Genomic DNA, 22,076 nt, shown 5'->3' with positions numbered 1-22,076 from the left:
TATTCCTATAATATAACTTGCGACAACTGCTGCTTCAAATGTCCAAGTCGACTTTTTAATGTTCCATCTATTACCTTGTCCCCCATCTTTATGAGGACACCACCAATCACATTTTCATCTACTTCATTGTTTAATTTAACATTTTTACCTGAAGCCATGGAAAGCTGCACCTGCAATTTTTGCAATCTTTCCTTATTAAGGGGTATTGCTGTTACTGCAACAGCCTCCACCATATTTTTAGAAGCGTCCGCCATCATGTTAAATTCTTTTACAATCTCTTCGAAATGATTAGCTCTTCCCTTATCTACAAGAATATAAAGAAAGTTCAGCATTTCAGTGCTTACTTTTTCTTTGAAAACGTTTTTAACAATTTCCTTCTTCTCATTAGACGTAATTAAGGGAGTATGTAGTAATTTTTTAAAATCTTGATTCTCCTCTAATGCTGCTTGAATAAAAGCTAATTCTTCTCTAATAGGCTGAAGCGTATTATCTTCTTGAGCAACTTCAAATAGGGCCTTGGCATATTTTTTTGCTATTAGTTCTGCCATTGTGTTTCCCCTACCTCTTTAATAAATTGTTCGATCATCTTTTTGTGAGCCTTTTCATTTAACTCTTCTTCGATCACCTTAGAAGCTGCCATAATCGCCAATGTAGAGATTTGATCTTTTAATTCGTTTAATGTCTTTTGTTTTTCTCTTTGAATGTCTTGTTGCCCTTTTTCTATAATTTTTTGAGCCTCTGCTTGAGCAGCCTTGATAATCTCATCGCCTTTTTCATCAGCACGCTTTGTAGCTTCCTTGATGATTTGGTTTCTTTCGTCTTTGATATTATCTAACTTTACTTCATATTGTGCCTTGATTTCTTCTGCTTCTTTATTTTTTGTGGTTGCCTCTTCGATGGCATCCTCTATACTTTTTGTTCTATTTTCCATAAATTCCGTTGTAGGCTTAAATAAGAAACGTCTAAGGACTAAAAATATAATAAGTGTATTCACTATCTGGAAAATAAAGGTCCATCCAAATTCCACTAATCCTTGTTGCATCGTTTATTGCCTCCTTTCTATGGCTTGAGAGGTTGAAAAACCTCTTTTCACTACAATAGGTTGATCAGTGGATTTGCAAATAATAGGATTAAAGCAATAATTAATCCGTAGATACCAGTTGTTTCCGCAACCGCTGCACCTAGTAACATTGTTCTAACGATATCTGCTTGAGCTTCTGGTTGTCTTCCTACCCCTTCTGCACCTTTACCAGCGGCATACCCCTGACCTATACCAGGTCCGATACCTGCGATCATCGCTAATCCTGCTCCTATAGCTGAAGCTGCTAATACTAATGCTCTACCTGTAATTGGTTCCATAATGTAAATTCCTCCTTCAAAAATAATAATTTTTTAGATTTAAAATTTAAATAAACCGTCAAATAAATAACCCCTCAAAACTTTTAAAAACTTTTGATTCTCACCCCATAATTTACTATACAGTATACAATCGTAATTGCGTCAAACCTCTAAATGTAATCTTAAAGCAATCCTATAAGCGGGTTAGCAAACATCAGCACTAATGCTATGATCATAGCATAAATACCAGTGGTCTGAGCTACCGCCTGACCTAAAAACATAGCTCTTACAACAGCAGATTGATGTCTAGGTCTTTTTCCTACCATTTCAGTTCCTTTACCTGCAGCATAACCTTGACCTATACCAGGTCCAATACCTGCGATCATAGAAAGTCCTGCACCAATGGCTGAGGCTGCAACAACAATCGCTGATCCTTGTAGGTTTACTAATGGGTTAGCAAACAACATAATTAGAGCAATAACTAGAGATAAGATCCCCGAAGTTTCCGCCACCGCTGCCCCCAGCAGCATAATCATTGTAGCTTGCTTTGAGCTTTTAGGGTTATAGCTTACGGCTTCTGCTCCCTTACCGGCAGCATAGCCTTGCCCTACCCCTGGACCAATACCTGCAATCATTGCAAGTCCTGCACCTATAGCAGAAGCTGCTAAGATGATGGCCCTGCGATCAAAAGACATCAGCCATTCTAAAAACATCATAATAAAGTTTGTGTTTTCCAAAGTTTCACCTCCCTTAGGTGGCAAAGCACATTAATCCATTGCGATTGAAATAAATACCATTGATAACATCATGAAGATAAAGGTTTGCAGTACACCTGCAAAAACATCAAAGTACAGATGAAACACCACTGGAATCCCAGCTTGGAAGATTGGGAATGCTCCTAATCCCACCATACTACTAATGCCTATTAAGCCGCCATACAGCAAGGACATAATGATCAGTCCGCCTACAATGTTACCAAACAGACGGAAAGAAAGAGATATTGGTGTAGCTATTTCTGAGATAATGTTCATTGGTAACAATAAAGGAAAAGGTTCTAAAAATCCTTTAAAGTAACCAAGACCCTTTCTTTTTACCCCAGAACTGTGAATGATGATGAATGTTAAAATAGCTAGTGCAAAGGTTGTGTTCATATCAGCTGTCGGGGGTCTGAGTCCTAAAAGACCTAATAGGTTGGCAAACAATAATAGAAAGAACAAGCTTCCCATATAGCTAGCAAAAGCTTTTTTGTCTTTCCCCATCGTCTGCATTGTCAGATTGTTGATAGCATCTACTATGACTTCTACGACATTTTGTTTCCCTTTAGGTATCTTTTTAAAACCTTTGCCGCCAATGACGGCAAACACTGTAAGCACAATCATGATGATCCATGTGTTGACTACAGTTTCTGTGATAGGAATCCCACCTAAAAAGGGAAGTTCAAACAAGACTTTTGGGCCAAACTCCATTTATTCTGCCTCCTTTCTTTTGAATATATTTTTAAAATATTGTTTATTATTAAACAATTCTTTTTGCAGTACAACAAATTTCAATGTGATTATACCGGCAATCGTTCCCAGTGCATGAATATGTTCCGCTTTGACTGATATGTATAAAACCATCCCTATGATAATATAGCGAAGGATATACCTAGATGCAGCATAGGCTCTCGCCTGATGAGGTTGCATTTTCACTGCCTTATTTAGTGTAAGAGAAAGTAGTCTAAAGTTAAGTAAGGCAATGATGGTGCCAAACACTAATCCTGTTAGAAAAGGCATTGGAGGCTTCGCTATAAAAACTGCTACAGCTCCTATGATCCCATTTACTATTAGGACACCTTTGATAATTTTCAACTGCGTATCCCATATACCGTCCATGCCATCACTTCCTTTTGTTCTTTTTGACATCCTTCGTTGTAATTTTAAAGAGGTTGACAAAAGCAGCCCCTACCCCCATCACAATAAAGATAAATAAAAATATCGGCTGTGTCCCTATCTTAGTGTCTATCCATCTGCCTGCATAAAGACCTCCAATTATAGGTACGATCATGGATATACCTACTTGGCTTATAAGCGCAAGATTTTCTAGTAGATTTCCTTTTCCCTTTTGCGTCGACATTTTTTCGCCTCACAATTTTTCGACTTCATTTGCTAAGTTTTCTACAAAATACATCTCTGTTGAAAGTTTATGCATGGATATAATTACTTATTATATCACAAACTTTTCACATGAAAAGATGTTGTTTTAAAAAACTTCCATATTTTTTATGTTAAGCTCGTCACTTCTTGATAAATGCTTAACAATCGGCTGAAAAGTTTTTTGAGCCTAAGTGATTATTTCTATATTTAGCCCGAAAATTCCTTCTAGACTTCTATGGTTTTATTAGGAAATTACTTAAGAAAGTTTAAAATAGTCCTTTAATGCTTTAACGATTCTTTCACAAGCCCTGCCATCTCCATAAGGGTTTACAGCAGCTTCCATCTGCAGATACTCCGAGGAGTTCGACAATAACTTACTTACTTCCTCCACGATTCGTTGTTTTTCTACTCCTACCACCTTAACAGTACCTGCCTCTACCGCCTCCGGTCTTTCAGTCTCTGTTCTTAAAACTAAAATAGGCTTACCTAAAGCTGGTGCTTCCTCCTGAATCCCTCCTGAATCCGTCAAAATAAGGTGTGCTTTATTGAGGAGGTTGGCAAAGGGTTCATAATCAAGGGGTTCAATTAGGTGTATCGCCTTAGTATCTCCCATAATATTTTTTGCTAAGTTTCTAATATTAGGGTTTAGATGTACTGGAAAGATCACTTCTACCTCCCTATGCTTTTCAGTGATTTCCACCACTGCTTTAAAGATATTTTCCATAGGTTCTCCCCAATTTTCTCTGCGATGACATGTCATGACTAGGACTTTTTTGTTGTGATAATCAATTTTATTCAGCAGGGGATTATCAAATACATAGTCCTCTTTTACCACCTGTAGTAAAGCATCTATCACGGTGTTTCCAGTAATAAAGATTTTTTCTTCCCCTATACCTTCTTTGATTAAATTTTTGTAGTTTCCTTCTGTTGGAGCAAAGTGAAGCTGCGCCAAATGTCCAGTAAGCTTTCTATTCATTTCCTCTGGATAAGGGGAGTAAATATTACCGCTTCTTAAACCTGCCTCTACATGTCCCACAGCAATTTGTTGATAAAAGGCTGCTAGACTTCCCACAAAGGTTGTGGTGGTATCTCCGTGGACTAGTACAATATCAGGCTTCACTTCTTGTAATACCGCCTCTACACCCTTTAAAACCTTCACTGTAATATCGGATATGGTCTGACCATGCTGCATAATGTCTAAATCATAATCTGGTTTCAACTGGAATAAATCTAATACCATATCTAACATTTCCCTGTGCTGAGCTGTAACACAAAGTACAGATTGAATTCCCTCTGCTTCCTGCAGCTTTCTTACTAAGGGAGCCATCTTGATGGCCTCTGGTCGAGTACCAAAAATCGTCATCACCTTTAGTTTATTCATAACCTTCTTCCTTTCCAGCAGACTTGTACTGTCTTTTCTCTATTAAGTATACCTTAATTTCTCTAATTTGCAAGGCAAATATAGGGATAAATTCCTGAAAATCTCTAGTTTCCACGACAGCGTATAAAAGGGGACACCATAGCTTTTGTGTGTCCCCAACTTATTATTACAACTTTTAAATTTTTTATGAGTTTGCTTTTCTTTCTTGGGGCTTTTTTATCAAACCTATTCGAAGGGCTCCTAAAAAAATCACCACAGATACGCTAGCTATCACGAGATATGCAACTGCTCTTGTGGTATCAGCAATCACAATCGCACTGGCACCCAACAACATGCTAATAAAGTATAATACTAACACTGTTTGTTTTTGACTTAAGCCTTGATCTAAAAGTCGATGATGAAGATGTCCTTTATCGGCCTCCATAATAGGTCTGCCGTTCATCAACCTTCTTACGATGGCAAAGGTTGTATCAAAAATCGGAATCCCTAGTGCAAGTACTGGAATGGCTACAGCAATGGTGGTGGCACTTTTTATCAATCCTTCAATAGAGATGGTAGCCAAAATAAAACCTACCAGCAAAGACCCTGTATCCCCCATGAAAATTTCTGCTGGATTAAAGTTATAGGGTAAAAACCCTAAAAGAGATCCTGCTAAAATAATCAATAGTACCATTACTTCTGTTTGCCCGCTTAGATAAGCTACATAGGCTAGAGAAAGAGCCGCTATCGAGGAAATCCCTGCCGCTAGACCATCTAAACCGTCAATCAAATTTACAGTATTGGTAATTCCTACAATCCAGAATACAGTTACTGGAATAGCAGATTTTTCTAACCACGTCATCCCTGTGGGCTGATTTAGTATATTCGTAATAAACTCGATGCGCACACCACTATATACAACGACCAAGGCTGCTATAATTTGTCCTAAGAGTTTATATTTGGCTGAAATCTGCTTAGAATCATCTACAATCCCCACCAAGACAATGATGGTGGCACCTATCATAATCCCTACGAACTGCCGATCTATATGTAGAAGATTGCTCTTCATTATTGTCATCATAAAGGCAGAAGCTACAAAGGCAATATAGATAGCTAGTCCTCCTAATCTAGGAATAGGCTTTTTGTGCACTCTTCTATTGTCCTTTGGAACATCAATAGCTCCTATTTTGTGTGCGAACTTTTTTGCATAAGGGGTTAACATATAAGAAGTAAACCCTGCTATAAGAAATGCCAAAATATAACTATCCATTTTTCCACTCCATTCTTTAGCTTTCTTTGTCCTTCGTATACTTTTCCACAAGGATACCGGCTTCTTTTAACATTTCCTCTGATAAAGAATCAGGATAATCTCCTTGATAGATCAGCTTCTTAATACCTGCATTGATCATCATTTTCGTACAAATAACACAAGGCTTATGGGTGACATAAATTGCACTTCCTTCAATAGGTACACCATGAAGAGCCGCTTGAATAATAGCATTTTGTTCTGCATGCAACCCTCTACAAAGTTCGTGCCTTTCACCAGAGGGAACATTTAACTTTTGTCGAATACATCCGGTTTCACTGCAATGGGGTAATCCGCTGGGGGCTCCGTTGTAGCCGCTTGCTAAAATTCTTTGATCCTTGACAATCACTGCTCCTACTTGCCTACGGTTGCAGGTAGAGCGTTTTTTGGCTACCTCTGCCATCTCCATATAGTACTCATCCCAAGACGGACGCATTTTTCACAACTCCTTTTCCCTCAGCCTCTTCATTGCTTCTATCATACCATAAATCTGTTATTTTGAAATCAAATGTAATAAAAATGTAATATTTGTTACACAACTCCACATTATAATACTTTTTTCTGCTTAATACAAGGGATTGTTGTAAATAACATGTTTTACCTATGCTGGCGGCTGACTACTACAGATTATCCTACATGACCAGGCGATCACAGGTCGCCCCTACATAGTCGTAGGTCCAATACAATCATGGGGTGCCTTGCCTCTGTGGGAGCCACTACATTTATTAATCCGTTGGGATTGGAGCGGGTCTTTGTCCCTGTAGTTGGCAACTACAGATTGCCCTACATGACCAAGCCGACCACAGGTCGCCCCTACATAGTCGTAGGTCCAATACAATCATGGGGTGCTTTGCCTTTGTAGGAGCCACTACATTTATTAATCCGTTAGGATTGGAGCGGGTCTTTGTCCCTGTAGTTGGCAACTACAGATTGCCCTACATGACCAAGCCGATCACAGGTCGCCCCTACATAGTCGTAGGTCCAATACAATCATGGGGTGCTTTGCCTCTGTAGGAGCCACTACATTTATTAATCCGTTGGGATTGGAGCGGGTCTTTGTCCCTGTAGGGGCGACCTGTGGTCGCCTGTTTCTTTAGTGGCCTGCCTTCTTGACTTTGAGAAGGTGGTCTTGCCAGTAGACCAACAGGGTTATTGTTTATATATGTCCTTATTTTTATTAGACGACATAATCAGGGAATTTGTTTCATTTTGTTATAAAAATTTTAAAAGCTGGCGACCAAAGATCGCCCCTATGTTATTAATCGTTGAGTCCCTACGTTATTGACCCGTTGAAACGGGGGCTTTGTCCCTGTAATGATAGAAGACCACAGGTCCTCCCTACAGTTAGTTTATCAATAGTAGGGAGGACCTGTGGTCCTCTGTTGTTACTGTCCATCGTATTTTGTTTGCAGAGCCCCAGTTTCCTACTTTGTTCCAAACAATCGATCTCCTGCATCCCCTAACCCTGGTACAATGTAGGCATGATCATTTAATTTCTCATCGATAGATGCTACATAAATATCTACATCATCATGATGTTTTTGTATAACTTTAACTCCCTCGGGTGAAGCAATCAGACATACTAATTTAATATTGGTAGCTCCTCTATTTTTAAGGAATTGAATAGCTGCATTAGCAGAACCTCCAGTAGCTAACATCGGATCTAATACAATAAGATCTCTTTCCTCCACATCAGAAGGAAGTTTACAGTAATACTCTACTGGCTCTAGGGTTTCTGGATCTCTGTACAGACCTACGTGACCCACCTTTGCCGCTGGTATCAACTGTAGTATCCCATCCACCATACCTAATCCTGCTCTTAGGATAGGAATAATACCTAGCTTTTTACCTGAAATCACCTTTGACTTCGTAGTGCAAACCGGCGTTTCTATTTCTATTTCCTCTAGTGGAAGATCCCTCGTAACCTCATAACCCATCAGCAGCGATACTTCCTTAACCAAATCCCTAAAGTCTTTAGAGCCTGTATTTTTATCCCTTATTAAAGTTAGTTTATGTTGAATTAATGGATGATCTATTGTAATTACTTTACCCATCAAAATTCCTCCTTTTTTAAATGATTTTTCAGTGATCTCTTTCTTTATCTACAATATTTTTTTTCAATCTCGGTAATTTTATCAATTCTTTGCTGATGTCTTCCACCTTCAAACTCTGTACCTAGCCATGTATCGACAATTTCTAGTGCTAGACCTGAGCCAACTACCCTTGCTCCAAGTGCCAAGATGTTTGTATCATTGTGTTGTCTTGTTGCTTTAGCAGAAAAGCAGTCTCCTACTACAGCACATCGGACACCTGGAATTTTATTGGCAGCAATAGAGATACCTATACCTGTACCACATATTATAATGCCTCTATCATAAATCCCCGACACCACTGCTTCTCCTACAGCTTCAGCAAATTCAGAATAATCGCAGGAGGCTTCTGAGTCGGTACCAAAATCTTTAAATTCTATAGATTTTTGCTGTAAATGCTCTTTAATGATTTCCTTTAAGGAAAACCCTCCATGATCACTACCTATAGCTATTTTCATACTTTCACCCCTATCTATGCTTAAACCTGTTCAAAAAGTACTTTAGCACCTCCTGAAACCTGGATTTATATAATAGTTTAACCAGTATAGTATTCGCTATGTTTATCAAATTCCCTCTATTTGTTGCTTATTTTTTTTAATAATTTTTTTAAATGCTCTTCAATCTCCTGAGCACTACTGCGGTAGACCTCCATAGGCTGTCCGAAGGGATCTACAATGTCTAGATCTGGAACTTGTCCCTTTAACTGAATCAGTCGATCTTCTTCCTCTGCGATTGTTTCCTGAAATTCTCCTTCGATCTTTATCACTTGTTGTTCAACAGTCTTCAACTCCCGCAGGAGTTCTTCTCGCTTTTCCTTTAACACCTTCAGCTTTTTGTGGTTTTCCATTAAAAATCGTTGTTTTTTTTCCTCTATTTTTTGATAAACCCTGTTAATAGCATCCAACACATCCTCCATCTTTTCTCCGCCGTTAACATATTCCTTTAAGGTATAAACTTTTTCTCTTGCTTCTGGAAGCATGTCTAGAACAGTTTTTTTGTGATTTGCCGTCATAGTTAAGATCAAATCTGCTTCTTCAATCAATGCCTTTGTTAAGGGTCTTGCTCTATGTTCTTGAAGACAGAGATCCCTTTCCCTCATAATCTCCACAGATGCTCTTGAAGCCCTATCCCCCTTCACCGCAGCAGTTCCAGCGGATAAAACCCTTACATTTTCTAAACCGTATTTTTCTAATAGATCTTTCAACAGTGCTTCTGCCATACTACTACGACAGGTGTTACCGGTACAAACAAATAGAATTGTCTTCATCTTTTTTCTGCACCTCCCTTATACATAAATCACTCTATAGCCTGCAGCCTTAGTAAGGCGGTTCATAATGGCTTGTCCTAATTCTACTTCCTCCACCGCCTCTGCTAAAATAACCTCCACCTTAGTTTCATCAAACGCCCGCAGTACTTTAAAAAGATTAGCAGCTACTGTTTTTAGCTCATTGCGACTCCCCATAGACTTTAAAACTTCTTTATCATAGTACCGGCGGGTTTCATCAAAACAAATAATTCCTACTTCTTTTCCCTGCTGCTTATATTCATTTGCCAATTGCTTTATCTTTTTAGAAACTCCTTCTTCTTCACCCTTGACAATATAGACTTGAGCCTTAGGGGCATAGTGAGTGTATTTCATACCCGGAGATTTAGGTACTGCCCCTTCTTCTCCTTTTAGAGCGGTATCTACCTCCACCCTGTCCAGTACTTTTAAGAGCATTTCTCGGGTGATCCCTCCAGGACGAAGGATTGTAGGGACTCCTCCTGTCATATCCAGCACAGTGGATTCTACTCCTACTTCACAACTTCCCCCTATAATAATGGCGTCTACTCTTCCTTTTAAATCCTCTAATACATGCTTTCCCGTGGTAGGGCTAGGCCTCCCAGAGATATTGGCACTAGGAGCCGCTACTGGCACCTCCGCCATTTCTATTAGCTTAGCTGCTATAGGATGGGCAGGCATTCTTATAGCAACCGTTGATAGTCCCGCCGTAATACTCTCTGGTAAGATTTCTGTTTTTTCCAATACAATCGTGAGAGGTCCTGGCCAAAAAGCCCTCATGACCGCTTCAGCTTCCATTGGAACTTGTTTTACTAAAGATTTTATATCTTCGACTTTTGCTATATGTACAATTAAAGGATTATCAGAAGGCCTCCCCTTTGCCTGGAATATTTTCTCTACAGCCTCCTGACTCAGAGCATTTGCTCCCAAACCATAAACCGTTTCAGTAGGAAATGCCACAGTACCATTTTTTTTTAAAATTTCCGCAGCTTTTCTCATTTCCTCTTCTGCTATATTTTCAAGGTCTATTTCTATGATCATAGTGTTTTTCAAATTTAGTCACTCCTTCGTAAAGCCTCCTGCATCATCTCTCTCGCAAGGGGAGCTGCCGCCGTCCCTCCAGTTTCCCCTGAGCTTTCCAAAATTACCGCCACTGCTACTTGTCTTTCCCCTCTAGTGGCAAAGCCTATAAACCATGCATGACTTCTTCCAGTGGCATTTTCAGCAGTTCCTGTCTTTCCTCCTACAGTGGTTCCTGAAATGGCCGCTCTTCTTCCAGTTCCTCTAGCAACAGCGGCTATCATCATATCCCTTACCTGTGCAGCAATTTCATGTGAAACAATCTCATGCCGATGTGGATTTTTCCTCTCCACTGTTCGTCCTTCCGCCGATTGTATTTCTTCTATAATATAGGGCTCCATCATTACCCCATTGTTAGCAAAAGTTCCTGCAATCAGGGCCATGTGTAGGGGTGTTACCAATAATTTTCCTTGCCCTATACCTACAGCTGCTAAATCAGTGGTAGGAATCCCACCCTCGTAAGGAAACCTGCTTTGCCTGATGGGAATATCACTTGGTATGGATTTTTCCATAAAAAATCTTCTTGCTATTTCTGTAATCCTAGCTTCTCCCAAATCTACTGCCATTCTAGCAAAGTTGGTATTACAAGAAACCACTAGAGACTCGGTTAAATCTAATCTACCATGAGCTGTATTTCCATAGTCCGATAGGGTATAACCATCTATAGTGATACTTCCAGTACAATCATAGTGCTCATCTAGGATATGGGGATTTTCTAAAATCGCTGCTGTAATTACAGTTTTATACGTAGACCCTGGAGGATATAGCCCCCCTGTGCTTCTGTTCAGCAAAGGACTCCCTTCATCGTTCACCAAGTTTCCCCAATCATCGACTAAAGTGTTTGGATTAAAATCAGGTTTGCTAACCATTGCAAGGATTTCACCTGTGGTGGGGTCGATGACTACAGCTGAACCAGTTTTCCCCCTTAGGAGTCTTTCTGCGGTCTTCTGCACTTCATGGTCTATAGTCAGCAAAAGGTTATTCCCCTTCACCATTTCTCCTGCCAGTTGTTCACGAATACGGGTAACAGGACTGTCGTTGGTAAGGGCCATCAACTGTTGATTATAAAAGGCTTCTATGCCAGATCGTCCATATTGCCTGTAGCTATAACCTATGATGTGACTATAGAGTTGATCGAAGGGGTATCTTCTTACAGGTCTTTCATTAACAATTTCTGTCTGTGCCAACGCCACACCTCTTCTGTCGTAAATAATTCCACGAAGTGTATTATCTTCACGAGCCCACTGCCTTTTGTTGTAGGGATTGTCTATGACGTCGGCAGCTCTAAAAATTTGAAAGTAGGTTAAATAGCCGATAATACTTAGAAATAAAAAGCTGGTGATTATGATTAGATGTACTATTCTTTTATTATTCTCCAACATCTAACAACTCCTCTACCTCTAGCGATCTTTTCGATAATGCCTGTAATATCCCAAAGGCTATAAATGCAGAAATCAAGGCACTTCCCCCATAACTAATAAAGGGCACCGTAATCCCTGTCAAAGGTATTAGCTTAATTACTCCACCAATAATCATAAAGGTTTGATAACTATAGGTCAAGGTGATTCCTAATGCTAATATCTTTTTAAAGGGATTGGGAATCACCAAGGTAATCTTGAAGGCCCTATAAATCAAGATAAAATACAGTAGTACCACTGCAATACCTCCAAAAGTTCCCATTTCTTCACAAATAGCAGAAAATATAAAGTCTGTATGCACCTCTGGAATATAGTCAGGATTTCCCATACCTAAGCCTGTGCCAAAAAAACCTCCTGTACCGATAGCAAAAAGAGATTGGGTAATCTGATAACCTCTGCCAGCAATATCACGCCATGGATTTAGCCATGCTTCAAAACGAACTTGAACATGAGTCATGGTAAAGTAGCCAAAGATAACAATAAGGATAGAAGCACCTAAATTACATAATAGTAATTTGTTATCTTTACAAAAAACGTAAAAGATACTAACAAAAATTCCGTAAAACAACATCGCCATACCCATATCCCTCTGTAGCACCAGGAAAATGATGTGTACATAAGCAATCCCCAAAAAATAATAAACATTTTTCAACTTTTCTGGATAAGTAAAGTAAGCGGCTATAAAGAAAATAAAGCTTAACTTAATAATTTCTGCCGGCTGAAAGGTAAAGCCTCCTATCCGAATCCAGTTGGTGGCTCCCTTCACTGTGGTTCCCAGAACAAAGGTCAAAATAAACAATGTAATGCCAAAACCAATATAAAGATATAGGTAAGTATCCCATTTTTTCACCCATCGGAAAATTACATAGCTAAGGAAATAAAGAATTACTCCTACCGCATACCAAGTAATCTGTCTAAAGCCAAAAACAGGATCTAATCTATAGATCATAATTACCCCTAAACTAGATAAAGTGGATATGATTAAGAACAAATATTGATCTCCCATATGTCCCTTTATAATAATGATATAGGATATAATAATCAATAACGTCAGCATAGCTCCTGCCATTAAAATAGAAGGGTCCAAAGGCTCCACCAATAAATATAATAATCCAAATAACAAAGTATTCATCATCACCAAAATCGTAATAGGTCTCATCTAGTCCACCTCTTTTACAAACAAAAACTCAACCTGCCCCAAACCAATTCTATCCCCGGTTTTAAGCTTGACAGCGTCCTGTATCTGGGTTCCATTTAAATAAGTACCATTAATACTGCCTAAGTCCTCCAAGAAATACTCTCCTTCATCTACTGTGATCTTCGCATGCTGTGAAGAAATAAACTTGTCCAGAAGCTGGATATCAGTATCCTTTCTTCTGCCTATGGTAAGGACATCCTTCAAGTCATAAAACTCTTGGACTTCAAATCCAAGGCTTTCCTTACGATTTACCAACTTCAAGTAGGGACTATTAAAATGTTTCTTTTGTTTGTTATTGATATGCTTTATATCTAGATAGATTAGTTTTATAATATGATAAATAAAGTAGTAAATAAGGATAATAAATATATACCTTATTATCCAAGAAAGTATTTGGAACATGATTAACCACCTTCCGAAGATCACCTTTATCTTAAATAAAGGCGTTTGCTTTTTCTTATTTTATACCAAAGTGCTATAAATTAACAACTAAAACTAAAATGTTTTCGAGATAATTATCCCTCCGATAAAGCCCAAGATGGAAAAAATCGTGGATATTCTTCCACTGTGAAGGTCCTTGGCTCTAGGAATTAATTCACCAAAGGTTATATATAGCATTGTTCCCCCTGCAAAGGCAAGGCATACACCAATAAAGTCGTAGGCATATTCTCCAATCAACACTCCTACAAAAGCCCCTAACCCCATAGGAGCACCCGCCAGCAGCGTCAGTAAAAAAGCTTTTGTGCTGGAATATCCCCCCACCTTCATAGGTGTCACCATCGCCAATCCCTCTGGCATATTATGAAGAGCAATAACAATCGCCAAGCCTACCCCCAATCTCGTTTGGGCAGAAAAGCCAGAGCCGATGGCTAATCCCTCTGGAAAATTATGCAAAGCAATGCCAATACCTAAAAGAATCGCTGTCTTTATATAACCTTGTTTTGTCCCAAAGCTTTTTCTCCATAGCCGAGAAATAAACATATCTATGTAAGATGCCGTAAAAGCTCCTAAAGCTATTCCCGCAGCAGTCGGCAGCACCCCGCCAATATCAAAGGCTTCAGGAATCAGCTCAAAGGTCACAATCGCCACCATCAGACCACTTGAGAGTCCTATAACAGCACTTAAAAACCGCTTTGTAGGGTTTCGCATCAAAAAAGCCATCGATCCACCTATGCCAGTTCCCAATACCCCCACCATAAAACCAATAAAAGTAGTTTGCACCAGACCACTCAATGTATTCTCCCCCTTAAACCATTTTAAATTACTTTAAATATATATTCTTTGAAGGGGAAAAATATAGCTTGACTATCTAACAAAGCATAGAAAAGCCGATGGTAATCATTATCCATCAGCTTTTTCATCTACTCGTTTGCAATTTTCCTTAACTGTTCTATAAATTTATGATCCTTTTCGCAATTTTTTAAGGTATTGTCCACATTAAAAATATAACTCTTAATGGTTTCTTGGGTTTCTTCTATTCTTGTAAGTCGTTGCTTTATACCTTTTATTTCATGCTTGATACTGCCCATTTCTTGCTTCATACTACCCATTTCATGCTTGATACTACCTATTTCTTGCTTGATACTGCCTATTTCTTGCTTCATACTGCCTATTTCTTGCTTGATACTGCCCATTTCTTGCTTCATACTGCCTATTTCTTGCTTCATACTACCTATTTCTTGCTTCATTTCCCGCTGGTCGTTTTGAATGTCATCTAACCTTGTGATAATTAAGTGAAACATTTCCTTAACATCTACATTCCCATCCAAATCTTCCACACCCCATCATTAATATTGTTATTTAAAAAAGCATATCACATACTGACAAAATCCTCAAGGAAATATATGGAATTTTATTGTTCTACCGCCTTTAGTTTCTCCGCTTGATCAGAAGTTACCAAAGCATCGATCATTTCATTAATATCTCCGTCCAAAAATCCGTCTAATTTATATAAGGTGACATTGATTCTATGGTCCGTTACCCTGCCTTGAGGAAAGTTATAGGTTCGAATACGCTCACTTCTGTCCCCAGACCCCACCTGACTTTTTCTATTTTGTGCAATCTCATCTTGTTGCTCTTGAATCGCTTTATCTTGAAGTCTTGCCTTCAAAATTTTTAAAGCTTTTTCTTTGTTTTTTAGCTGAGACTTTTCATCTTGACAAGAAACCACCAAGCCTGTTGGTAAATGAGTAATTCTTACAGCAGAGTCTGTTGTATTAACACTTTGTCCTCCACATCCAGAGGATCTGAAAACATCTACTCTTAAATCATTAGCATTGATTTGGAATTCTACATCGTCTACTTCTGGCAAGACCGCCACTGTAGCAGCAGAAGTATGAATTCTTCCTCCAGACTCAGTAGCTGGTATCCTTTGAACTCTATGGGCACCACTTTCATACTTCAGTTTAGAGTAGGCACCTTTTCCTTTGATCATAAAAATGACCTCTTTGTACCCTCCAACACCAGTTTCGTTCAAACTCATCATTTCCACTTTCCAACCGATTCTTTCACTATATCTCGTATACATTCTAAACAGGTCGGCAGCAAATAATCCTGCCTCATCTCCACCTGTACCTGCACGGATTTCAACAATAACATTTTTCTCATCATTTGGATCTTTTGGTAATAGAAGAATTTTTATTTCTTCCTTCAATTCTTCTACCTTATCCCCTAGCTCATCCATCTCCATTTTAGCCATTTCTCTTAACTCTTCATCAGCGGATTTATCATAAAGAATCTCTTTAGCTTCCTTTAACGCTTCTTCTGATGTGGTTAGTTCCTTATATTTTTCTACAATAGGCTCTAACTCTGAATGTTCCTTTACCAACTTTTTCCATAAGTTTTGGTTATTAATTACTTCAGGGTCACCAATTTTCACACTCAAATCTTCATACTTTTCCTGTAAAAAATCAAGTTTTTGCAACATATTTTCACCTCGTATATTCATTAACTTTAATTATTAACCTAATACCATTTATTATGCTACGTCACAGGGAATTCCCTTGGCTCCGTTTGTCTCCATTAAAACTACCAACTGTATATTATATCATAATTTCTGTAAAACTACTATGCATTTTTCGGTTTTCTACCGATAACTACTCTATCCAACCCAGCCAAATCCTGAATGACCTCTATATCCCGAAACCTTTTCTTTGCCATCATCTTTTTCAGCTTTTCTCCTTGGTCATAGCCAATCTCAAGCACCAACCATCCGTTCTTTCTTAAAAATTCCGGGGATTCATCAACAATCTTCCGGTAAAAATTCAATCCATCCGCTCCCCCCTCCAGTGCTACAGAGGGTTCATAGTCTTTCACCTCTTCAGACAAAGTCGATATAATGGCTTTAGGAATGTATGGGGGATTTGATACGATAAATTCAAAGCTTTCCTCTAAGTTTTTCTCTTTTAAAGGTTGAAACAGATCCCCCTCCAATAGAGTAATTTTTTTATCCATCTGATGTTTAAGAATATTTTTTTCTGCTATATCTAATGCTTTTTTAGAGATATCCACTGCATAAATTTCGCACTTTTCTATATACTTACCTATACTTACGGAAATAGCTCCACTTCCTATACCTAATTCAATCATCCTAACGGCTTGAGAAAAGAAGTCCTTCTTATATAGTTCTAAAACCTTCTCCACAAGAATTTCCGTATCCCCCCTAGGTATAAGTACTCCTTCCTCTACCCAAAGGTCTAATCCCATAAATTCTTGGTGGTGAACAATATACTGCACCGGCATATGCTTTAGTCTTTTTTCAACATCTATCCAAAATCTGCGACAAATTTCCTGGGAAATCTCCATTTCTGGATAGATATGAATTTTTACTCTATCTACTTGCAGCAGGTTACACAAAATCACCTCAGCATCCAACTGAGGTGTGTCAATATCGGCTGCCTTTAATTTTTCTACTGCTTCTCTTAAAATTTCAACTGCTGTAATCAATAACTTTTCCTCCTTGTGCAGCTTCTCTCAACTTTAACAGAAAATCAAATATATTGCTCTTTACCACTTTGTTTCTTCTTCGTTATCTACCAGTACGTTTTTCAAAGCTTCTATCGCCACCTCTAGTTGCCCATCATCTGGCTCTAAAGTAGTAAGTTTTTGCATCATCAATCCCGGATAGTTGACCAACTTCATGATAGGAGCATTGCTTCTTCCCCCAAATTTGATGATTTCATAGGAAATCCCTGCTACCACCGGCATTAAGGCTAGTCTTGTTAGCGCCCTAACTAAAGGATTAGGCCATCCAACGGTGGAAAACAAGATAATACTTACCATCATAACAATAAATAAAAAGCTGGTGCCGCACCTTGGATGCAGTGTTGTATATTTACGAGTATTTTCTACAGTTAACTCTTCTCCATGTTCATAACAATAGATTGCCTTGTGTTCTGCACCATGATACTGAAAAACCCGTTGGATATCTTTGATCCTAGAGATGAGTACAATATAGGTCAGAAACATAGTCAACCTAACAACTCCCTCTACTAAATTCAAGGCAAAGTTACTGCTAATATATTTCCCTAAAAAACTAGCAATAAAAGTGGGCACAATGATAAAGATACCAATGGACATCATAATAGCTATTGCAACCGATATATATAATAATACATCCCCAGCTTTATCTTTAAAAACCTTCTCCATAAATTTTTCAAATTTGCCCGGTTCTTCATCCTCTATGCCTTCTTCTATCATTTCAGCAGAATAGGTTAGAGATCTCATTCCCAAGACCATAGAGTCAATCAAAGCCACCGCCCCCCGCAATAGAGGAATTTTATTTAGTTTATACTTTGATACGATGCCGCTAACCGCCTGTTTTTTCACCGTTAGTTGTTGATCTGGTGTTCTTACAACGATAGCTACTTCTTTGGGTCCTCGCATCATTACACCTTCTATTAGGGCTTGCCCCCCTATACTGGTTCGTCGAACTTCTCCCATAAGCTTAAATTCCTTTCTAATTCAAGATATTTAGTTCTAGTATCATAGACATTAACTTAACACAATTATTATCAAAATTCTCTGGAACTGTCATTTTGCTAATACTAAAGTCCTTCGACTTCTCTCAGGATGACAAATTATGGCTTAAGTTAATGCTAATGATTCTAGTGTAACATTCTTGCTAAGCAGGATCCTTAACATAGGTAAAATCCTGCGATAATACAGAATCTTATTATTCCTTACTTTATTCGTAGAAATTTTTGAGTATACCTTAGAATTTTATTTACTACTTTATTATATACTATCTATCTAAAATTTACTATGCCTATACCTTTATGTCCAAAAAGTTTAAAAAAACGAAAAATTTTTCTAAGATTATTTCATCAGTGCAAGGGTAAAATAAGATGGAAAGGAGGTTTTTAAAAATGGAAAATACTTTTTTGAATACAAAGATTGATGATTCTATGCATGAGACTGCTGGTGAACTGTTAGAAGCCTTGAAAAAAGCTATGACAGAAAAAAGCCCTGCTGTAAATAGTTATTTTCGTGCTGTGAAAAATTTGGGTATGGGAGAATTTTTTCCCTATATTGTTGAAATTTTGAAGGAAACAGAAGAGAGTATTTATAGACAATATGGCTTCCAAGCTCTTTCTACCATTCCCCAAGATATAGACATGGTAAGAAAATATATACCAGATATTATGAAAATGATTGAATCCACTGATGAGCCAAAGGTAGTCTACCAAGGGGTGTTGGTCTTATATAGAATTTCAAAAAACCATCCTGAACTTGACCCTCTACTCAACAGAAAATCTATTAGCATCAGTCTGCCTGTATTCCAAGATGCATTAAAATTAGTAAATAACTTAGAAAAATGGGAGGCAGATTTCCATAAAAACAGCGGAGTAAGATCTGAGTTAAGACATCCAGATACCTTCTTGAACTTTGCTAACCAATTTATCAAACTATAAAAATTAGATCATCTAGGATAATAAAAACCATGTAATGTGAAAAAAATTAGAATTTTTTAAAAATATGTGTTTAAACATCCCCTCTTCTACGTATATATACAATATAATAGAATCCGGTAGCTCCCTACCAGTCAACAAGAAAAGCTGTACCTTATCTTCTTAATTGTATATTTAAAATCTTTATCAATTGCGTTAAAAAACTAAAGTAGAGAGGCGTTGATAACCGAATAATGACAAATAATGATCCACCAAAGTTACAAAAGGATTGGCATAGTTACTTCCGATTCTATTATCAATAAAGCGGGTGCATTTCAGTAATATACTGTAAGCACCCGCTTTAGATTTGTTATAACCCTAGAATGACACCTAAAATAAAAATCAAAAAAGAGAGAACAAAAAAAATCATCCATCCCTTAGATCGTCTTGGTTTTTTACTAATTACGCGAAATATTGGAGAAAGAAATCCCAATACGATCCCACATAGTCCAATAATCATTAGAGCGTTAGACATGAAAAAATTCCCCCTCACTCTACTACTTCATGACACTTTCTACACCTAGCTTCGTAACTTTCCTTTGCCCCTACCATGATGATAGGGTCAGTATACCTTGCAGGTCGTCCATCTACCAGTCTTTGGGTTCTGGTAGCAGGCATTTTGCATACTTTACAAATAGCAGTTAACTTGGTAACATACTCCCCGACGGCCATGAGATTTGGCGCAACGCTGAAGGGCTCACCTCTAAAATCCATGTCTAATCCTGAAACAATTACTCTTTTCCCTTTATCAGCTGTTTCTTGACAAATATTTATAATTTCTTCTCCAAAAAATTGTACTTCGTCTATAGCCAGAACATCAAAATCTTCCTTAGCTATGTAATCTAAAATTTCTTGAGGATTTTCTACTACCTGACATTCTATTTGTTTACCATTATGGGAGGTGACCTTATCTTTAGAGTAACGGCTGTCTATGACTGGTTTGAAGACAAGTACTTTTAAGTCGGCTATTTGGGCTCTATTTACTCTTCTAATAAGTTCTTCCGTTTTTCCAGCATACATTGGCCCTACAATCACTTCTATGCTGCCCCACTTGGAGTACTCTGTAATATCTACCATGATCTCATCTCCTAAAATCGTGTATATTAAAATTTAACTTTAAGAAGTGCACATTCATAAAAAAATCAAGGTTAGAAAGGGTTCCTTCTAACCTTGATGGATTTCTGCTTCTATTAGGAAACTTACATACCAAATTTTTTCTTGAACTTTTCTACACGTCCACCTTTTTCTACTGCTTTTTGCTTTCCTGAGTAGAAAGGATGGCACTCTGAGCAAATTTCAACTCTAATTTCCTTTTTAGTTGATTTTGTTTTGAAACTGTTTCCGCATACGCAAAAAACATCTATTTCATTATACTCTGGATGGATATCCTTCTTCATCACCTTCACCTCTTTCCGTAAAAAACTTATGTTAAAATCATTATGAGCTTGTTATTATTATAAGTAGTTAACAATAGGTTCATAACTTTCAGCAATACAACTACTACATTATAGCATATAACTTTTTTGGTGACAAGAGATATTTATTTAGATCTTTTTTCTAATTAACTCTACAAAATCGTTGTTTTTCTTGGTTTCTATCAAGGAGTTTACAATTTTTTCCGTTACCTCTTGTACAGGATTGCTGCTCATAGCCCTCCTAATACTCCAAATAGCCTCCATCTCCGTCTGACTTAGTAGTAATTCTTCCCTTCTAGTGCCAGACTTATTAATATCAACAGCCGGAAATATTCTTTTTTCTGATAACTTACGATCTAAGTGAAGTTCCATGTTGCCGGTACCCTTAAATTCCTCAAAAATTACATCGTCCATCCTACTTCCTGTTTCAATCAAAGCAGTAGCTATGATTGTAAGGCTGCCTCCTTCTTCCAAATTTCTAGCAGCACCAAAAAATCTTTTAGGTTTATGAAGAGCTCCTGGATCTAACCCTCCTGATAAGGTTCTTCCTGTAGGAGGAATGGTGAGGTTATAGGCTCTTGCCAGCCTAGTGATACTATCCAATAAAATCAATACGTCCTTACCATGTTCTACTAATCTTTGGGCACGATTCAATACCATCTCTGCTACTTTAATATGATGACTTGGAAGTTCATCGAAAGTAGAATAAACAACTTCTCCTTTAATAGAGCGCTGCATATCTGTCACTTCCTCAGGTCGTTCATCAATTAATAGTACAATAATCTCAATTTGCGGGTAATTAATAGAAACGCTGTTAGCGATTTTCTGTAGCAAAATGGTTTTCCCTACTTTTGGAGGGGCCACAATAATCCCTCTTTGTCCCTTACCAATAGGGGCAATTAAGTCGATTAATCGCGTAGATAATTCTTTTGTATCGCTTTCTAAATTAATTCGTTCTTGGGGATAAATAGGGGTAAGATCTTCAAAGTTTGGTCTTTGAATAGCAGATTCTGGATTTAATCCATTAATGTTTTTCACATAAAGAAGAGCTTTAAACTTTTCTCCGCTTTTAGGAGGTCTTGTTATACCGGAGATTTTATCTCCTGTTCTCATGTTAAACCTTCTAATTTGCGAAGGCGATATATATATATCACCATCACTCGAGAGGTAATTTTCCCTTCGTAAAAATCCATAACCGTCCTGGTGAATCTCTAATATACCTTCTGCAATGTTCATCTCTTCCCCCTCAGGGATTTCATCTGAAAGATGCTGAGGTAATTCTGTCGTTTTATTTCCTTTAGTAGCATCTATGGGAATAACTTTGTTTTTTTCCTTTTCTTCTATTAACAAGTCTATTAGTTCCGCCTTTTTATATTTTGCAAAATTTTTAATTCCTAGCTTTTTAGCTTCTTCTCGAAGCTCTGACAACTTCATCTCTTGTAGCTCAGTATTGTCCAATATAACACCTCCAATCCATCAATAGTGTGGAGACAAAAAACTTCATCT

At 37.9% G+C, this 22,076-nt stretch carries 27 protein-coding genes and 1 pseudogene; 1 reads left to right on the top strand and 27 read right to left on the bottom strand.

Features of this window, described 5'->3' with window-relative positions:
- Positions 1-5: 5 nt before the first annotated feature.
- From CACET_RS01070 to CACET_RS00965, 24 genes and pseudogenes are all read right to left on the bottom strand, one after another.
- Positions 6-548 carry a F0F1 ATP synthase subunit delta gene (locus CACET_RS01070; protein ID WP_044826067.1) on the bottom strand — a complete coding sequence of 181 codons (543 nt, stop codon included), beginning with the start codon at positions 546-548 and terminating at the stop codon, positions 6-8.
- A complete protein-coding gene (gene atpF, locus CACET_RS01065) occupies positions 536-1,042 on the bottom strand; it encodes a F0F1 ATP synthase subunit B (RefSeq protein ID WP_044826066.1) in 507 nt (168 codons plus the stop codon). The genes CACET_RS01070 and atpF overlap by 13 nt, the downstream gene beginning before the upstream one ends.
- Before the next feature lie 50 nt (positions 1,043-1,092).
- On the bottom strand, positions 1,093-1,359 hold the full coding sequence (gene atpE, locus CACET_RS01060) for an ATP synthase F0 subunit C (protein WP_044826065.1): 267 nt from the start codon (positions 1,357-1,359) through the stop codon (positions 1,093-1,095).
- Positions 1,360-1,520: 161 nt separating this feature from the next.
- Complete coding sequence (gene atpE / locus CACET_RS21415) at positions 1,521-1,802, bottom strand: ATP synthase F0 subunit C (RefSeq protein WP_479722670.1); 282 nt, start codon at positions 1,800-1,802, stop codon at positions 1,521-1,523.
- Positions 1,776-2,033, bottom strand: a pseudogene (gene atpE / locus CACET_RS21410) (ATP synthase F0 subunit C); the annotation flags it as partial. The pseudogene atpE (CACET_RS21410) and the gene atpE (CACET_RS21415), both read right to left, overlap by 27 nt.
- Positions 2,034-2,105: 72 nt before the next feature.
- Positions 2,106-2,804: a F0F1 ATP synthase subunit A gene (atpB, locus tag CACET_RS01050; protein ID WP_044826064.1), complete on the bottom strand. Its 699-nt coding sequence runs from the start codon at positions 2,802-2,804 to the stop codon at positions 2,106-2,108.
- Positions 2,805-3,212, bottom strand: a complete 408-nt coding sequence (locus tag CACET_RS01045) for an ATP synthase subunit I (RefSeq protein WP_044826063.1) — start codon at positions 3,210-3,212, stop codon at positions 2,805-2,807.
- Between the two features lie 4 nt (positions 3,213-3,216).
- Entirely contained in the window at positions 3,217-3,453 is a 237-nt protein-coding gene (locus CACET_RS01040; protein ID WP_044826062.1) for an AtpZ/AtpI family protein, read from the bottom strand.
- A gap of 276 nt (positions 3,454-3,729) precedes the next feature.
- Positions 3,730-4,854 (bottom strand): non-hydrolyzing UDP-N-acetylglucosamine 2-epimerase, encoded by a 1,125-nt coding sequence (wecB, locus tag CACET_RS01035; RefSeq protein WP_044826061.1) that lies wholly within the window; start codon positions 4,852-4,854, stop codon positions 3,730-3,732.
- Complete coding sequence (locus CACET_RS21040) at positions 4,847-4,969, bottom strand: hypothetical protein (protein ID WP_278287089.1); 123 nt, start codon at positions 4,967-4,969, stop codon at positions 4,847-4,849. Before CACET_RS21040 ends, wecB begins: the two co-directional genes overlap by 8 nt.
- 69 nt (positions 4,970-5,038) lie before the next feature.
- Positions 5,039-6,103: an MraY family glycosyltransferase gene (locus CACET_RS01030; RefSeq protein ID WP_044826060.1), complete on the bottom strand. Its 1,065-nt coding sequence runs from the start codon at positions 6,101-6,103 to the stop codon at positions 5,039-5,041.
- Positions 6,104-6,119: 16 nt separating this feature from the next.
- Positions 6,120-6,575: a deoxycytidylate deaminase gene (locus CACET_RS01025; protein WP_044826059.1), complete on the bottom strand. Its 456-nt coding sequence runs from the start codon at positions 6,573-6,575 to the stop codon at positions 6,120-6,122.
- 988 nt (positions 6,576-7,563) lie between these two features.
- The gene (upp, locus tag CACET_RS01020; protein ID WP_044826058.1) at positions 7,564-8,193 is read right to left on the bottom strand and encodes a uracil phosphoribosyltransferase; all 630 of its coding nucleotides are present in this window, start codon (positions 8,191-8,193) and stop codon (positions 7,564-7,566) included.
- A gap of 44 nt (positions 8,194-8,237) precedes the next feature.
- Positions 8,238-8,687, bottom strand: a complete 450-nt coding sequence (gene rpiB / locus CACET_RS01015; RefSeq protein WP_044826057.1) for a ribose 5-phosphate isomerase B — start codon at positions 8,685-8,687, stop codon at positions 8,238-8,240.
- Between the two features lie 116 nt (positions 8,688-8,803).
- Positions 8,804-9,496 carry a low molecular weight protein arginine phosphatase gene (locus CACET_RS01010; protein ID WP_044826056.1) on the bottom strand — a complete coding sequence of 231 codons (693 nt, stop codon included), beginning with the start codon at positions 9,494-9,496 and terminating at the stop codon, positions 8,804-8,806.
- An 18-nt stretch (positions 9,497-9,514) separates the two neighbouring features.
- A complete protein-coding gene (locus tag CACET_RS01005) occupies positions 9,515-10,564 on the bottom strand; it encodes an L-threonylcarbamoyladenylate synthase (protein WP_479722648.1) in 1,050 nt (349 codons plus the stop codon).
- A gap of 2 nt (positions 10,565-10,566) precedes the next feature.
- Complete coding sequence (locus CACET_RS01000) at positions 10,567-11,973, bottom strand: peptidoglycan D,D-transpeptidase FtsI family protein (RefSeq protein WP_044826055.1); 1,407 nt, start codon at positions 11,971-11,973, stop codon at positions 10,567-10,569.
- Complete coding sequence (locus CACET_RS00995) at positions 11,960-13,168, bottom strand: FtsW/RodA/SpoVE family cell cycle protein (protein ID WP_044826054.1); 1,209 nt, start codon at positions 13,166-13,168, stop codon at positions 11,960-11,962. The genes CACET_RS01000 and CACET_RS00995 overlap by 14 nt, the downstream gene beginning before the upstream one ends.
- Entirely contained in the window at positions 13,169-13,609 is a 441-nt protein-coding gene (locus tag CACET_RS00990; RefSeq protein WP_044826053.1) for an FHA domain-containing protein, read from the bottom strand.
- A gap of 93 nt (positions 13,610-13,702) precedes the next feature.
- On the bottom strand, positions 13,703-14,440 hold the full coding sequence (locus CACET_RS00985; RefSeq protein WP_242846960.1) for a ZIP family metal transporter: 738 nt from the start codon (positions 14,438-14,440) through the stop codon (positions 13,703-13,705).
- Positions 14,441-14,568: 128 nt separating this feature from the next.
- Positions 14,569-14,976, bottom strand: coding sequence for a hypothetical protein (locus tag CACET_RS20310; RefSeq protein ID WP_048407514.1), 408 nt, complete (start codon positions 14,974-14,976; stop codon positions 14,569-14,571).
- 83 nt (positions 14,977-15,059) lie between these two features.
- A complete protein-coding gene (prfA, locus tag CACET_RS00975; RefSeq protein WP_044826052.1) occupies positions 15,060-16,133 on the bottom strand; it encodes a peptide chain release factor 1 in 1,074 nt (357 codons plus the stop codon).
- A 140-nt stretch (positions 16,134-16,273) separates the two neighbouring features.
- Positions 16,274-17,152 (bottom strand): peptide chain release factor N(5)-glutamine methyltransferase, encoded by an 879-nt coding sequence (gene prmC, locus CACET_RS00970; protein ID WP_052661535.1) that lies wholly within the window; start codon positions 17,150-17,152, stop codon positions 16,274-16,276.
- A gap of 60 nt (positions 17,153-17,212) precedes the next feature.
- A complete protein-coding gene (locus CACET_RS00965) occupies positions 17,213-18,148 on the bottom strand; it encodes a DUF1385 domain-containing protein (protein WP_044826051.1) in 936 nt (311 codons plus the stop codon).
- 425 nt (positions 18,149-18,573) lie between these two features.
- Here CACET_RS00965 and CACET_RS00960 point away from each other — a divergent pair, with 425 nt between their 5' ends.
- Positions 18,574-19,119: a hypothetical protein gene (locus tag CACET_RS00960; protein ID WP_044826050.1), complete on the top strand. Its 546-nt coding sequence runs from the start codon at positions 18,574-18,576 to the stop codon at positions 19,117-19,119.
- A gap of 525 nt (positions 19,120-19,644) precedes the next feature.
- On the opposite strand, the gene CACET_RS00955 is transcribed toward CACET_RS00960, so the two are convergent.
- The 3 genes from CACET_RS00955 to rho form a co-directional block, all read right to left on the bottom strand.
- Positions 19,645-20,232, bottom strand: a complete 588-nt coding sequence (locus CACET_RS00955; RefSeq protein WP_044826049.1) for a thymidine kinase — start codon at positions 20,230-20,232, stop codon at positions 19,645-19,647.
- A 122-nt stretch (positions 20,233-20,354) separates the two neighbouring features.
- Positions 20,355-20,552, bottom strand: a complete 198-nt coding sequence (rpmE, locus tag CACET_RS00950; protein WP_044826048.1) for a 50S ribosomal protein L31 — start codon at positions 20,550-20,552, stop codon at positions 20,355-20,357.
- 147 nt (positions 20,553-20,699) lie between these two features.
- Positions 20,700-22,028 carry a transcription termination factor Rho gene (rho, locus tag CACET_RS00945; RefSeq protein WP_048407513.1) on the bottom strand — a complete coding sequence of 443 codons (1,329 nt, stop codon included), beginning with the start codon at positions 22,026-22,028 and terminating at the stop codon, positions 20,700-20,702.
- Between the last annotated feature and the right edge of the window lie 48 nt (positions 22,029-22,076).

Source organism: Clostridium aceticum (genome assembly GCF_001042715.1).
GTDB classification, from domain to species: Bacteria; Bacillota; Clostridia; order Peptostreptococcales; family Natronincolaceae; genus Andreesenella; species Andreesenella acetica.
Note: the sequence above shows the minus strand (reverse complement) of the source record. Positions and strands in the feature narration are given on the sequence as shown.